The sequence below is a fragment of the Lactobacillus huangpiensis genome (assembly GCF_019972815.1).
Lineage (GTDB): Bacteria > Bacillota > Bacilli > Lactobacillales > Lactobacillaceae > Lactobacillus > Lactobacillus huangpiensis.
This window is the reverse complement of record NZ_BPPA01000002.1, coordinates 235856-250074: the sequence shown is the minus strand read 5'-3', so window position 1 is coordinate 250074 and position 14219 is coordinate 235856. Positions and strand designations below refer to the sequence as shown.

Below are 14219 nucleotides of genomic sequence, written 5' to 3'. Positions count from 1 at the left end.
CTAAATTACATCACACCTGGATTGCCAGCACCTGCAGCATTTGGATCAGCAGCAGGTTTATCTTCTGGTATCTCGGCAACAACTGCTTCAGTAGTTAGGAGCAAAGCGGCAATTGAAGCAGCATTTTGTAAAGCAGTACGGGTTACCTTGGTTGGGTCAATAATTCCGGCTTTAACCATGTTTTCCCATTTGCCATTAGCTGCGTTATAACCGACTTCGTTATCTTGTCCTTCAAGTTTGTTCAAGATAACCGAACCGTCTTCACCAGCGTTGTCAGCAATTTGACGGACTGGAGCAGTCAATGCCTCTAAAACAATGTTGATACCAGTTTGTTCGTCAGCATTATCACCTTTAAGATCCTTAACAGCATCCTTAACGTCTACTAATGCTGTACCACCACCGGCAACATAACCTTCGTCAACGGCTGCACGAGTGGAGTTCAAAGCATCTTCAATGCGGTATCTGCGTTCTTTCAATTCAGTTTCAGTAGCAGCACCAACATGAATAACAGCGACACCACCTGTTAATTTAGCTAGACGTTCTTGCAATTTCTTCTTATCGAAGTCAGAGGTAGTCTCTTCAATTTGCTTTCTAATTGAATCTTCACGGTCTTTAATTGCTTCATCAGAACCAGAACCATCAACAATAGTAGTTGAATCCTTAGTTACAGTTATGCGACGAGCTTGACCTAACTGATCAATCTTAGTGTCCTTCAATTCAAGACCTAAGTCATCAGTAATTACTGTACCACCAGTTAAAGCGGCAATATCTTGCAATTGTTCTTTACGACGATCACCAAAACCAGGAGCTTTAACAGCAACAACGTTAAAGGTACCACGAATCTTGTTCAAAACCAAAGTTGGTAATGCTTCACCAGAAACATCATCTGCAATAATCAGCAATGATTTGCCTTGTTGCACAATTTCTTGTAACAATGGCAAAATGTCTTGAATGTTAGAAATCTTCTTATCAGTGATTAAAATGTATGGATTGTCAAGATCTGCTTCCATCTTGTCATTATCAGTTACCATGTATTGTGAAAGGTAGCCACGGTCAAATTGCATACCTTCGACTACTGATAACTCGGTTTCAATACCACGTGAATCTTCAATAGTAATAACACCATCATTACCAACTTTTTCCATTGCGTCAGCGATCAGGTCGCCAACTTCTTTTGAAGCTGAAGATACTGAAGCTACTTGAGCAATTTGGTCTTTTGAAGAAACAGTATGACTAATCTTATGTAATTCTTTAACTACGGCTTTAGTAGCTTTTTCAATACCGCGGCGAACTCCTACAGGGTTAGCACCAGCAGTCACGTTCTTCATACCTTCACGAATAATTGCTTGAGTTAAAACAACAGCAGTAGTTGTACCGTCACCAGCTATGTCATTAGTCTTTTGTGCTGCTTCGGCAACTAACTTAGCACCCATATTCTCATAGTGGTCTTTTAATTCAATTGCCTTTGCAATTGTCACACCATCATTAGTAATGTCCGGGTTGCCATATGATTGCTCCAAAACAACATTTCTGCCCTTAGGACCAATAGTTGCTTTAACAGTATCAGCTAATTTGTCAACGCCCTTTAACAGGGAACGTCTTGCTTTTTCTGAAAATTTAATTTCTTTTGCCATATTTTTATGCGCTCCTTAATTACTTAACAATTGCTAAAATATCTTTTTCATGAAGGACTAAATACTTTTCGTCATCGTATTTGACATCAGTGCCTGAATATTTGTCATATAAAACAACGTCACCCTTTTTGACAGTCATAGGAATTTTACTGCCATTTTCGGCATAACTACCTTCACCAACAGCAACAACTTCACCTTCTGTTGGCTTTTGTTTAGCATTAGAAGCCAGGACGATTCCGCCTACAGTTTTCTCTTCTTCTTCTTTAACTTTAACGATCACGCGATCACCAATTGGTTGTAACACGTTTGTCCCTCCTAAAATTAAATTATTAATCTATTTTACGTGTCATTAGCACTCTTATTCATCAAGTGCTAACTTACATTTATGATAATAACCCCTTTTCATAAAAAATGCAAGAAAAAATTAGCACTTTGAGTAAAAAAGTGCTAATCGTATTTTTATGCCTACTTTTTCTTATCTGAGTCAAGGAAGTAAATTAGAGTTTGTAATTCCGTTGCTAAATCAACGTTCTGAATTCTAATACCACTTGGAGCAGACAAACGAATTGGCGTGAAATTCATAATTCCTCGAATACCAGCTTCAACCATATCATCAGCTGTCCTTTGTGCTGTCGTGGAAGGAACAGTCAAAATTGCAATAGAAATCTGTTGGTCACTAAGCTGTTTTTTTAGTTCACTCATGTCATAAACAGGGACACCACTGAGAATCTTGCCTGTAATTTTATCATCAATATCAAAAGCACATGAAATACGAATATTGTTTGTGCGTTTGAAATTATAGTTTAATAAAGCATGGCCTAAATTACCAACGCCAACCAGGGCAACATTTGTTAAAGTATCTTGATTTAAAATCTTTTTAAAAAAGGAAAGCAAACTTTTTACATCATAACCATAGCCACGTTTTCCCAATGCACCAAAGTATGAAAAATCACGTCTGATTGAAGCACTATCTACTTGAACAGCCTCAGATAATTCAGTTGAGGATACCTTTTCTTTACCAGCCTCATTTAAAATTATCAGGTAGCGGTAATATAGCGGCAATCTTTTAGCCGTAGCCGTGGGTATTTTGATTTTTTCCATTTAAAAAGCCTCCAACTTGATTAAGTATATATTTTGTTTTGTGAACTTTTCAGCAATCACTACTATTTTATCTATAAATTTGCGCCATTTGCAAACATTTTTTTCACAATCTATCAAATTTTAGCATAATAGTAACAGGTTTGATAATAGAAATTTATTTTTTTACTCTTTTAATTAAAAAATGCTTCTTTTTTACATTTATTTCCTATATTTATCAATCAAACTCTCCCACAAGAATTTTGCTACGTATGCTAAAATGGTTTCTAGGTGAAAAATTATGATAATTGCTCAAGGACACGATTTAGAAAAACAATTCGGTGCCAACACATTATTTAAAAACGTCAATTTTTCAATTGACTCAAATGCAAGAATAGGTCTCATTGGACCCAATGGTGTCGGTAAAACGACTTTGCTTAAAATTATGACTGGCGAAGAAGAAGCCACACATGGTGACTTTACAATCAATAAAAATATAGATGTTGGCTATATTGCTCAAGAAAATGATTTAAATGAAAATAAAACTATTTGGGATGAAATGCTGTCTGTTTTTACTCCCCTAATTAATATGGGTAAAAAGATAAGGGATTTACAAGAAGAAATGTCTGCAAATCCGCAAAAAAAGGACCTGCTAAAACAATATGACCAGTTGCAATACAGCTTCGAACAACAAGGTGGATACACCTACCAGGCCGATATCAAAAGTATTTTGAACGGATTTAATTTTCCTGAAGCAACTTGGACTAAAAAGGTTGGCAGCCTTTCCGGCGGAGAAAAAACGCGGCTTTCTTTTGTTAAGTTGTTATTGCGCAAACCCCCATTATTACTGCTTGATGAACCTACCAACTATCTGGATTTAGACACTCTAGACTGGCTTGAAAGCTATCTTAAAAACTATTCTGGTGCTATTTTGGTAGTTTCCCATGATCAATATTTTTTGGATAATTTAGCAACACAAATTTTTGAATTACAATTTGGCAAATTAACTGTATTTAAAGGAAATTATTCTGCCTATCTCTCTGAACGTCAATTACGTGACCGTCAACAAGAAGAAGCATACGAAAAGCAACAAGAAAAAATCAAAAAAGACGAAGAATTTATTCAAAAAAATATTGTAAGAGCTAAAACTACTAAGAGAGCACAAAGTCGGCGCAAGCAACTGGAAAAAATGGAACGAATTAGTCCGCCCAAGCACAAAAACAAAGTCAGAATTAATTTTCAAAGTGAGCGACCATCTGGTAAAGAAGTGCTAATTTTACGTGATTTAACTATTGGCTATCCCACAAAAACAATGGTTCACGGTATTTCTCTGCAAATTAATAAAGGTGACCGTGTAGCCGTTATTGGTCAAAATGGTATTGGTAAATCAACTTTACTAAAAACCGTTATGAAGGAGTTAAAACCGAAAAAAGGTTCAATCAAATATGGAGCTTCGTTAGACATAGGCTACTATGATCAAGAACTGCAAGGGCTTGATCCAGGTAAAACTGTAATCGATACAGTTTGGGACCGTCATAAAACAATGCCTGAAAAAGATGTGAGGTCGATTTTAGCCAGTTTCTTATTCACAGCAAAAGATATTGATAAAACTGTAGGTCAACTTTCCGGTGGTCAAAAAGCGAGATTAACCCTAACAGTTTTGTCGCTTGAGCATAATAATTTTTTATTGATGGATGAACCCACAAACCACTTGGATCTCGAAGCCAAGGAGGTTTTAGAACAGGCACTACAGAACTATGATGGTACTTTACTTTTCGTTTCTCACGACCGCTATTTCATCAATCAGTTAGCAAATAAGATTGTAGAAATTAAAAACGGTGTTGCTCAAGTATATGAAGGTGATTATAGTTATTATCTAGATGAAAAGAATAAGCAAGACTTAGCCTCCGAAAATGAATCATCTGAGAATAGAGAAATAGTAGAACCTGAACAAAATAAAAATAAATTGTCCTATCAGGAGCAAAAGTTGCGCGATTCACAAAAGCGTAAATTGCAAAGAGAAGTTGAAAATACCGAAAATAAAATTGAAAAGTTGGAAAAAGAGCAAAAAGATATTCAATCTCAAATGGCTGATCCAGCAATTGCAACTAATTTTGACAAATTAGGTCCCTTGCAAGAACAGCTTAGCGCAGTACAAAAACAACTGGACGATGCAAATGATGCATGGGAAAGTGCATTGAATAAACTGGATAGCTTTGACTAAAATAATATATTATTAAGTTAACACAACTCCAAAATAAGATTAACTAGCCTTTTATCTACCGTTTCTATTCTTAGCTAGTGCTAGATTTTTTTATTAACTATTAATAAAATTTTCTTTTTATTTATAAATACGTAATAATTATCAGACGCAAAAAAGATCTTTATACTATTGCTTTTAAAATTGTAGTTGTTTAAACTTAAAGATAATAATTTTACTGGCTCTATCAAAAATAAATTGAGAGGTACACATGGAAAAATTACGCACTGCTCTTTAATTATTAATTAATTAAGGAGGAATAAAAATGAAATATATAGCTGACAAAAATATCGCTATGGAACAACTTATAAATTTATACACAAGCGTAGGTTGGAGTTCCTATACGCAAAATCCTCGGCAGCTGCAAAAGGCAGTTGTAAATTCGCTTTTTGCTATTGGCGCTTAGGATCAAAACCAGTTAGTAGGATTAATCAGAGTAGTTGGTGATGGTCTGACCATCATTTATATCCAAGATTTACTTGTTAATCCTGCTTATCAAAGACAAGGAATTGGTACGAAATTAATAAACAGCGTGCTAAAGAAATATAATTCTGTCAGACAGAAAGTTTTGTTGACAGAAAATACCGTTAAAACGCGCAGGTTTTATGAGAGTTGTAATTTTAATCCGTGTGACAAATACAACTTGATTGCTTTCTACAAAGATTTTTAAGAGATAATAAGGAGTCTGGAAAAAAACTATCTTTTCCCAGACTCCTTTGCTCAATATTTTATCTTTTAGTTTTAAGAAGAACTCACACCAATCTAGTTGACTTTATCATGGTAGGTACCTTATTACCTGATTAGAATAGATAACACTGTAACATTAAAATTTACACAGCAAGTTAAGATATTATTGAATATTAAATTTGTATATATTTATTTAATCAAAATGGGAAACTCTTTTGAAATGAGTTTCCCATTTTGTAATGACGAGAATGTTATTGCTTGTTATATATTTTTACACTTAGTTTTAAAAGACTTTTGAGTAAGCATAATTTAAATAAATAAATGAACGATCTAAAGTCATGATAACACTAATTAGAAGTAAAAATATTAATTTAAGAAATATAAAATTTTATTCTTTATATTTTATATGACTGGACAGTAAAATCATAATAATAATTATTAAAATTGAACAGCACAGCGTTAAAAGCCCTGTCGTATAGTTCAACTGCACATTTTGATAATTCATTCCTAAATTGCCAGATACTATGTCAACTGCGTTCAGGTAAGTCATTGGCAACCAGGCGGAGATCTTACGCAACGGCTCAACTATCATAGTTGCAATGTTGAGCCCTGGGACAAGTAGAATAGCGATAAGTAATGCTGGTAATTTATCACGAAAAATTTGGGCAAGGAACTGAACTAAGACAACATCGAAGATCAAGGTAAGTGCCTGCAATACAATTACTTTAATAATAAAGCTGCCAGTAGTTACACATTTAATAAGAGGACCACTAACTGTATATTGAACTACGATATAAGGGAAGGATAAACTACCAGTACCAGAAATAAGGGAAGCTACAATAAATAATACCAAGTTAATCCCTAAAAAACTAACAAGAGTCAGGACTATTCCTGCTATTGTATTCGAAATCATTAAATTATTTTTTTCAAGTGGTAATAACTGCGCCGTATCTAACTTTTGATGGTAAGAATCAGTTAAAGACAAAGTTAATAAAAACAGAGCAACAAGAGTAAATACGTAAGGCAAATATTGCTGATGTAATTGCAGTAAGAATTGCCAGCCTGTTACTGGCATATCCTGACTTTCATAAGGCAAAGGCTCATGGCGTAAGTAGTTAAAGAATTGCAGTTTTTTCTCTACATTTGTCCTTGAATTAAGGCCTGTTGAATCTTGGTCATTTGATGTAATAGTTTGTTCTTGCTTTTTTTGTTGCCACATAATCGTGTAGGCTTTGCGCCAGTTGCCTTTATTTGCCGCTTTTTGAACTTGTTTATCTTGCTTAACTGCATCTTGGTTTTGCTTAATAGCAGCTTTAGTATCATGGTAAACTTCAGTTTTTGATTTTTGTTTATCATGTTTAAGTAATCTTTGCTGCCGGTTAATTTCTTTTTGGCGGTAAGCAATCTCTGATTTAGCCCCCGCCTGCAAGGAAAATTGGGGATTAGTACGAATATTCATGAATAAGACAATACCCATCAATAAGAGCAAAATTGCTAAGCAAACTGGGGTTAGCTTATTCTTAAATACTTTTTTAAGCTGAAAAGCCAAATAGGACATTATGCCAATCTCCCATTTCTATGTGCAATAGTTGTAATGCGATCAATTAAAAGTACCAGCAAGAATAATAATATAGAACTTAGTATTAAGGTAAACACACCATTTGAAAAGTTAATCGCGGAGTTATCCATTGCATAGGCTGTTTGGTTTGATACAACATTTAAAACTCCTAAATAAGTACCAGGAAGCCACTGCGCAATCTTCTCCAACGGAATAATAAAAATTGTAATAAAATGACCTCCTAATAAAAGCAATAGCGAAACTAACAGAGTCGGTAACTGGTTATGAAAGATTTTAGCAGCCAGCTGCACAAACAAAACCATAAATATGAAATTTAAGAGCTGCAGTATAGCTGCTTGGGGCAACAATTTGGCGGTCGGAATAATTCCTGGCACCAAGTGGTCGTTAACCAGATGGTGAATGATGTAAGGATAGTCACTGCGACCAGTACCAAAAATGCTCGCTGCTCCACCGAAAACTAATAAGTTTAGTAATAGAAAAATAAAGCTGACAACTAATAGCCCAACAATATTATTAGTCAGGGTACTTTGCAAGCGATTAATTGGCAAGACAGTCGAAATGTTAAGACCATTTTTATAAGAACCAGTAAATAAATAAGTCAAAACAAAAATCATTACTAAACTAAATAAGACGGGCAAATAGTTTTCATTCAAATCTAATAGAAACTGTATCCCGGTGACTGCGCTATCGCTTTCATAAGGCATAGGGTGAGCTATGAGATACTTTAAACGCAGTATTACACTTTTATGTCCATCTTTTTCATCCGAACTTAGATCAGTCAATTTGCCTTTTTGATCCCTTTTTAATTTGGTCTTATAAACTCGCTTCCAGTGATTGTGATTAATATTATCAACAAAGGCCTGATCTTTTTTTAATTCCTTTTCAGTTTGTTTAATATCTTTTTCAGTGGCCTTGTATGATTTTCCTTGCGGTGAATATCGTTTGAGTGCTCGACGATCCGCTTGTAAGGCTTCCTCTTTCATGGCAATCTGTCCTTGAGCATCTCCTTTTAAAGAACCAGTACCACTGAGTTGCGTAGACTTCATGTATAGTAAGCCAAAAGAAATTAATAATAAAATAACCACTGAAATAATTGATAGATTGTGTTTAGTAACTTTTTTAAGTTGCAATGAAAAATATGAGATCATTAGTCTACCTCGTGCATCATTTGTTTTTGTAAAACGAGGCGGTGTAAGTTATTCACTTTAATCTCGCTGCTATAATGAGAGGTTAGGATAATACATTTATTACGCTGAGTCACCTCATCATTTAGCCTTTCATAAAGAACTGTGCGACTTTCTTCATCAAGACCGTTAGTGATCTCGTCCATCAAGTAATATTCAGCGTCACTAACTAAGTACATGGCCACAATCAATTTTTGCTTCATTCCAAGCGAATACTTTTTAATCGGGACTTTGACATACTCACGTACACCCAGCAAATCAAGTTCTTGATCAAGGTCGACATTTGAATGCCATTGGCTTTTCACGAATTTTAAGTAATCAAGGCTAGTTAAATTGGCGTTCAACCATTCATTGCTTTCAAAGAAAAAAAGCTTACGCTTATTTTTGGCATATGGTTTTCCGTCTAATAAGACTTTACCAGAAGAAACTGGAATAAGATCCGTAACAGCACGCAAGAAACTTGTTTTACCAGAACCGTTTTCTGCAGCAATTTGATAAAATTGACCAGGTGCAAATTGATAAGAAAAATCATGCAGGATTGGCTGCCTGGTTTTGAGTGATAGGTTTTGTACTGTTAGCATCATAGTCTCCTCTTTTGAGTGGTGAATTAAGTTGAAATGATAGAATACTATATCAGGATATCATTGAATTATATCAATTTCATTGTTTTTTGATTAGTAGTTTAAACATTTCCTCTATTTATTTGTAGGAACTTGGTTATATTTGAGTTTTATTAATAGTTCATCTTTATAAAATTCATAATCAAAATGATTATCAAATTTTGTATTTCTTGAACTTATTTTTTTGATTTCTTATTTTACCTGTTTGACTTTATTATAATCTGGTAGGAAAACTAAATTAAAAAATGTCATATATGATTTTTGAAGTGACCCCCAAATTTAAAACAAATTTGGGGGGGTCATTTTATGACTAAATTATCTAAACAAGATAAAATTCAAATCTTTTTCAGAGTTTTGATAATAGGCTTCATTAATTAGTTGATTAAATTCTGCTTCTTCTCAATAAAAGGACTGATCACGCTCATTTAGTAATTGATACATAAATTTAATGTTTAAAATAGTTTATCTTAAAACGTATAATGATAAAAAAGGGTCTAAGAAAAACTAGCCCCCCTGACTTAATAAAACTAAAGCCGACAAGCCACTTTTTTAGTGATTCGCCGGCTCTTTTAGTAAGATCACTGACCTACTTTTTTCACAGACTCTTTTATTGTTTATTTTATTGCAACATTTCTGATGCGTAAGGTAATTCTAAAGATGGATCAGCATCCAAAGTAAGATCAGCGAATTTTCCTTCTTGGTACAAGTTATAGGCCGCAGCACCAATCATTGCAGCATTATCTCCGCACAACTTTAACTCTGGCAAAATTACTTTCGGTTGTAAGTTTCGAGACAGGTTAGCTATTTCATGGTTCATTCTTTCACGTAAACCGTGGTTAGCTGCGACTCCTCCACCCATAATAAAAGTTTTTGGAGCATACTGTTTAATTGCTCTAATAGTTTTAGTAGCCAAGACATCTATCACTGCAGCTTGGAAACTAGCAGCTAAATCATATTTATTCAGGTCTTGATGAATTTGTTCAGCATGATGATAGGTATTAATAAAAGCACTCTTTAAACCAGAAAAAGAAAAATCATAATCATTTTCTTTAATCATTGCCCGCGGAAAATCAAAGGTATCCTTTCCCTTCTGAGCCCATTCATCAATAGTTTTACCAGCGGGGTAATTAACACCGAGTACTCTTCCAATCTTGTCGTAAGCTTCTCCAGCTGCGTCATCCCTAGTATCGCCAACTATTTCAAAGTGGGTTGAATCTTTTAACAATACAATCTCTGTATGACCTCCAGAAACTTGCAAAGCAAGAGCCGGATAAGAGATTTCTTCCTTTAACTGAGCTGCCATAATGTGACCCATGATATGATCAACGCCAATTAAAGGAATACCTGTAGCCATTGAAGCAGCTTTTGCCGCACTAACACCAATTAAAAGGGCACCTACCAAACCAGGTCCATAGGTTACCGCAATTGCATCAATATCTTTCCAAGCTACGTGTGCTTCTTTAAGTGCTTCATTGGTTATTTGAGTAATAACTTCAATATGATGACGACTAGCAACCTCAGGAACAACACCCCCAAAACGTTGATGGCTCTTAATTTGAGTTGCTACAATCAAACTTTCTATTTCTCTGCCATTTTTTACAACAGATGTTGAAGTTTCATCACACGAGCTTTCAAAAGCCAAAATACGGATGTCTTTTTTATTTACCAATTTAATTTCCTTTCTTTTAGTCACTTGCCAATTTAAGCACCATGTTAAAAGCATCTTGATGCGAACTCTGGTAATAATTAGGCCACACAAAACTCACCGTAAAACCTAACTTATAATATAAATTTTGAGCAGTAAAATTATTATCTTTTACTTCCAAACTAAGTTCTTTACAGTTTTTATTTTTAGCAATTTCAATTACTTTTTTAATTAAATAAGTACCAATTCCCAGTTTTTGCCAAGATGAATCAACCATCAGATTAGTAATATGTGCACTACTAACGTCAAAATGCACACCAATTAAGCCAATGACACACTGAGTTTGCAATACAACTAAATACAGTGAATCATTTCTACTTATTTCAGTATGAAAAGCCATTGAATTCCACGGTTGTTTACCCTGATAAAGACTTTGCTCCAATAACAATATTGCAGAAATATCTTTAACTTGGGCTTGCCTGATACTCAGACTAGATTGATTCACAATGATTTTTTCTGGCACAAACTTAATAAACTTTTTTTCTTTTGCTAAAAGCCAAAAAGACCCAAAATGCTTAAACTTCTTCCACATAATTGCTATCTGGTTTATAGGCTTCCCCTGTCTTTTTATGCCAGTCAATTTCAGCTTGCGTGCGACGCAAATAATTCGGCAATAATTGATCAGGGTCATCAGGTTTAGCATTCAGAGCCAGCTTACCTATTAAACCAGCATGAACAACATTCTGTTTTTCCGTGCCAAAACTGAAGGGAATATTTGTCTTTCTTATAGCCTCTTCCTGCTTTTCAAAGCCAGTCCCAACATAAATCACTTTTTCCAAATTATTAGCTGTACAATATTCTGATATCGCACTTAAAAGAGTATCAATGTGATAGTGACCATCGGGAATCACGCAGTCAGGTACATTACCTTTTTCATTATTTATATAGGCTCCTGCAAAATAATTATTATTGCGAGCATCTATACCTGCTACTATTAACGTTGCTTGTTCATTGCAACTGGAAGCTAAAGCCTGCAAAGTAGACACACCAACTACATCCTTATTTAATATGCTGGCAAACATCTTAGCAGTAGTCACACCTATTCGCAAACCTGTATATGAACCTGGTCCTATCGCAACGGCAAAGCGATCAATTTCAGCTAATTCCAGATTATGTTCTTTTAAAATTTGGTCAATTAAAGGATCCAAATGTGCACTGTGATTTTGTTTATCAAATTCGTTTTTTTCTGCAATAGTCTTACTATTATCATTTAAAGCTACGCTTAAATTATTTGTCGCAGTGGACATACTCAAAATTTTCATTCTAAAATTTTTATTCTCTTTTCGAAAATTACCTTTTTATTTTAACGCGTGAAATGGCGTTTAAAACAAAGTAACTAATAATCATCTCTAGCCACGGAGTAATCGCTTCTTTAGGTATTCGTTGAATAAGGACAACGCGAAAGTCCATGCCGTAAAGGAGGTGAACCCAAAGCGTATTTAAACCTATATTAACAACAACAGTTACTAATAGAGTTGCAAGAATTATCCGCCATACTTTAACTGGCTTTTGATAAAAAACCAAGCCATAAATAAAGGGACCTATCATAGCACTCAATGTAAAGCCAAGGAAAAAGCCCCCTTGATTGCCAAATAGAGCTGATGAAACCAAATCACTAATTCCACCACCAATGCTTCCCCATACTGGTCCAAACAAATAACCTAGCATTACACTGCCTATAAATCCAAGGCTAACATGCACAATAGTTGTTCCAACTGTAAAACGACTAAGAATAATTTTCATTGCAACAATAATTCCTAAAAGGACAAGGTCTCGCAATTCGACCTTAAGCATCTCTTTAATAGTCATTTTCAGCACATTCTTTCTTTAGTTAATTTTTGTGAAAACACAAAAAATAATTATATTATATTTTGCGCCAAGTTAGTTCACAAACAGCTTTATCATTTTTGTCATCATCCGCAATTGTATGATATGATTTAATACCATTTTCATCACTGATTACACTAACGCGCGAATATGGTGCTTCCCCATACCGCACTTCAAGGTTAAATTTAATATCAATAGTCTTGACAATATGATTTTTCAAAAAATCACGATCCAATGTATCAATAAACCAGTTAAAATAATGTCCATTTGTCATGTGATGATTTGTATCTAAATCATCATAACGAACCCGATATTGCCTCTCATTTTGATATTCATCCTGAACTCGCAACCTAGGGAAACGGGGTAATTTTTTTAAAAGTGGGATTCCCAGTTCAGACATCATTTCCTTGTCTGTCGACACCAATTTACGAGTCTGTAAATCAAATAAAACCCATTCGCTTTTAACAGTTATCAGCTCGTTGCCATTTTGATCTGTAAAAACGTAACTTCTATATTCTAAAAAACGGTTATAGCCAAATGGTTCGGTTGTGAGCGTAATTTCTTCATTTGGTCTGGGCAGACGTGCCACTTCAATATGATATTGTGTTACAACCCAGCCTAATCCTCTTTTAGTTAACGCACTTGTACTGCCATTGCCTGAGTCCAATTGATGCTCTGAAACGCTCATCATTAAATCAATCATTGCAGGTAATTTCAAATTTTTATTTTCATCACACTCATAATAATTTACTATATGTTTTTCACTATACTTCATACTTTCACCTACTTTTGATGGTAACGTTCATAAAGCTCATTTTTTGAAACATTATTTTCTTGAGCTACTGTCTTAATCGCCGATTTTTTACTTTCTCCTTTGTCAACTAACCGGTTCACCGATTTAATTAATTCGGCCCACGACAATTGCGTTTCTTGAGCAACATTAGGAGAAATTAAAACAACGAATTCACCTCTAGGAGCATTTTGTTTAAAATAATCTGTAACATCACTGATTGTACCACGAATAAATTCTTCATGAATTTTAGTAAGCTCCCTGGCAACAACAATTTTTCGTTCAGAATCCAGTATTTCAGACATATTATTGAGAGTTTTTACCATTCTGTGTGGTGCTTCATAAAAAATAGAGGTAGCTCGTGCTTTATTCATTTGTTCAAAAAAAGATTGTTGTTCACTTTTTTTGCGTGGTAAAAAGCCATAATATGTAAAAGGTTGTGCATCAAAGCCAGAAGCAATTAATGCAGTAGCAAATGCGGAAGCACCGGGCAGAGGCACTACGGGAATATTATTTTTGATACATTCTTGCACTAAAATGTATCCCGGATCTGAAATGACTGGCATCCCTGCATCGCTAATTTCAGCAATAACTGCCCCGTTCTTCATTAACTTAATTAATTCCGGTGCCCTTTCTTTTGAATTATATTTGTGAAAGGAAAGCATATGATTATGAACCCCAATTTTTTCAAGCAGAATTCCACTTGTTCTAGTATCTTCAGCAGCAATATAATCAGCTTCCTGTAAAATTCTTTTTGCTCTAAGGGTAATGTCTTCAAGGTTACCAATAGGAGTTGGCACTAAAAAAAGTTTGCCGTTGTCTTGGCCATAACTACTTTGCCTTTGCATTTAATCAA

The 14219-nt window shown here is 34.7% G+C and carries 13 protein-coding genes and 1 pseudogene; 2 read left to right on the top strand and 12 right to left on the bottom strand.

Features of this window, described 5'->3' with window-relative positions; genetic code table 11:
- Positions 1-5: 5 nt before the first annotated feature.
- The 3 genes from groL to LDM90_RS03145 all read right to left on the bottom strand — a co-directional run bounded on the left by groL (position 6) and on the right by LDM90_RS03145 (position 2735).
- Positions 6-1634, bottom strand: coding sequence for a chaperonin GroEL (gene groL, locus LDM90_RS03155; RefSeq protein ID WP_198213168.1), 1629 nt, complete (start codon positions 1632-1634; stop codon positions 6-8).
- Positions 1635-1653: 19 nt separating this feature from the next.
- Complete coding sequence (gene groES / locus LDM90_RS03150; protein ID WP_034980276.1) at positions 1654-1938, bottom strand: co-chaperone GroES; 285 nt, start codon at positions 1936-1938, stop codon at positions 1654-1656.
- Between the two features lie 161 nt (positions 1939-2099).
- Complete coding sequence (locus LDM90_RS03145; protein WP_034980278.1) at positions 2100-2735, bottom strand: redox-sensing transcriptional repressor Rex; 636 nt, start codon at positions 2733-2735, stop codon at positions 2100-2102.
- Between the two features lie 277 nt (positions 2736-3012).
- On the opposite strand from LDM90_RS03145, the gene LDM90_RS03140 reads away from it, so the two are divergent.
- A complete protein-coding gene (locus LDM90_RS03140; RefSeq protein ID WP_223896462.1) occupies positions 3013-4935 on the top strand; it encodes an ABC-F family ATP-binding cassette domain-containing protein in 1923 nt (640 codons plus the stop codon).
- A 301-nt stretch (positions 4936-5236) separates the two neighbouring features.
- Positions 5237-5641: pseudogene (locus LDM90_RS03135) on the top strand (GNAT family N-acetyltransferase).
- Between the two features lie 405 nt (positions 5642-6046).
- On the opposite strand, the gene LDM90_RS03130 reads toward LDM90_RS03135, so the two are convergent.
- The 9 genes from LDM90_RS03130 to rsmI all read right to left on the bottom strand — a co-directional run bounded on the left by LDM90_RS03130 (position 6047) and on the right by rsmI (position 14211).
- Complete coding sequence (locus tag LDM90_RS03130) at positions 6047-7216, bottom strand: hypothetical protein (protein ID WP_198213164.1); 1170 nt, start codon at positions 7214-7216, stop codon at positions 6047-6049.
- The gene (locus LDM90_RS03125) at positions 7216-8385 is read right to left on the bottom strand and encodes a hypothetical protein (RefSeq protein WP_223896461.1); all 1170 of its coding nucleotides are present in this window, start codon (positions 8383-8385) and stop codon (positions 7216-7218) included. Before LDM90_RS03125 ends, LDM90_RS03130 begins: the two co-directional genes overlap by 1 nt.
- Positions 8385-9005 (bottom strand): ABC transporter ATP-binding protein, encoded by a 621-nt coding sequence (locus tag LDM90_RS03120; protein ID WP_223896459.1) that lies wholly within the window; start codon positions 9003-9005, stop codon positions 8385-8387. The genes LDM90_RS03125 and LDM90_RS03120 overlap by 1 nt, the downstream gene beginning before the upstream one ends.
- Before the next feature lie 655 nt (positions 9006-9660).
- Positions 9661-10710 (bottom strand): tRNA (adenosine(37)-N6)-threonylcarbamoyltransferase complex transferase subunit TsaD, encoded by a 1050-nt coding sequence (tsaD, locus tag LDM90_RS03115; protein WP_308443168.1) that lies wholly within the window; start codon positions 10708-10710, stop codon positions 9661-9663.
- Positions 10711-10726: 16 nt separating this feature from the next.
- Complete coding sequence (rimI, locus tag LDM90_RS03110; RefSeq protein ID WP_198213161.1) at positions 10727-11278, bottom strand: ribosomal protein S18-alanine N-acetyltransferase; 552 nt, start codon at positions 11276-11278, stop codon at positions 10727-10729.
- On the bottom strand, positions 11262-12008 hold the full coding sequence (tsaB, locus tag LDM90_RS03105) for a tRNA (adenosine(37)-N6)-threonylcarbamoyltransferase complex dimerization subunit type 1 TsaB (protein WP_198213160.1): 747 nt from the start codon (positions 12006-12008) through the stop codon (positions 11262-11264). The genes rimI and tsaB overlap by 17 nt, the downstream gene beginning before the upstream one ends.
- A 28-nt stretch (positions 12009-12036) precedes the next feature.
- A complete protein-coding gene (locus LDM90_RS03100; RefSeq protein ID WP_198213158.1) occupies positions 12037-12555 on the bottom strand; it encodes a folate family ECF transporter S component in 519 nt (172 codons plus the stop codon).
- A 55-nt stretch (positions 12556-12610) separates the two neighbouring features.
- Positions 12611-13348 carry an acyl-[acyl-carrier-protein] thioesterase gene (locus tag LDM90_RS03095; protein WP_223896455.1) on the bottom strand — a complete coding sequence of 246 codons (738 nt, stop codon included), beginning with the start codon at positions 13346-13348 and terminating at the stop codon, positions 12611-12613.
- A gap of 8 nt (positions 13349-13356) precedes the next feature.
- On the bottom strand, positions 13357-14211 hold the full coding sequence (rsmI, locus tag LDM90_RS03090; protein ID WP_198213154.1) for a 16S rRNA (cytidine(1402)-2'-O)-methyltransferase: 855 nt from the start codon (positions 14209-14211) through the stop codon (positions 13357-13359).
- Between the last annotated feature and the right edge of the window lie 8 nt (positions 14212-14219).

Coding starts and splice junctions, on each gene's coding strand:
- groL (WP_198213168.1), bottom strand. CDS start 1,634: ATGGCAAAAGAAATTAAATTTTCAGAAAAAGCAAGACGTTCCCTGTTA.
- LDM90_RS03145 (WP_034980278.1), bottom strand. CDS start 2,735: ATGGAAAAAATCAAAATACCCACGGCTACGGCTAAAAGATTGCCGCTA.
- LDM90_RS03140 (WP_223896462.1), top strand. CDS start 3,013: ATGATAATTGCTCAAGGACACGATTTAGAAAAACAATTCGGTGCCAAC.
- LDM90_RS03130 (WP_198213164.1), bottom strand. CDS start 7,216: ATGTCCTATTTGGCTTTTCAGCTTAAAAAAGTATTTAAGAATAAGCTA.
- LDM90_RS03125 (WP_223896461.1), bottom strand. CDS start 8,385: ATGATCTCATATTTTTCATTGCAACTTAAAAAAGTTACTAAACACAAT.
- LDM90_RS03120 (WP_223896459.1), bottom strand. CDS start 9,005: ATGATGCTAACAGTACAAAACCTATCACTCAAAACCAGGCAGCCAATC.
- rimI (WP_198213161.1), bottom strand. CDS start 11,278: ATGTGGAAGAAGTTTAAGCATTTTGGGTCTTTTTGGCTTTTAGCAAAA.
- tsaB (WP_198213160.1), bottom strand. CDS start 12,008: ATGAAAATTTTGAGTATGTCCACTGCGACAAATAATTTAAGCGTAGCT.
- LDM90_RS03100 (WP_198213158.1), bottom strand. CDS start 12,555: ATGACTATTAAAGAGATGCTTAAGGTCGAATTGCGAGACCTTGTCCTT.
- LDM90_RS03095 (WP_223896455.1), bottom strand. CDS start 13,348: ATGAAGTATAGTGAAAAACATATAGTAAATTATTATGAGTGTGATGAA.
- rsmI (WP_198213154.1), bottom strand. CDS start 14,211: ATGCAAAGGCAAAGTAGTTATGGCCAAGACAACGGCAAACTTTTTTTA.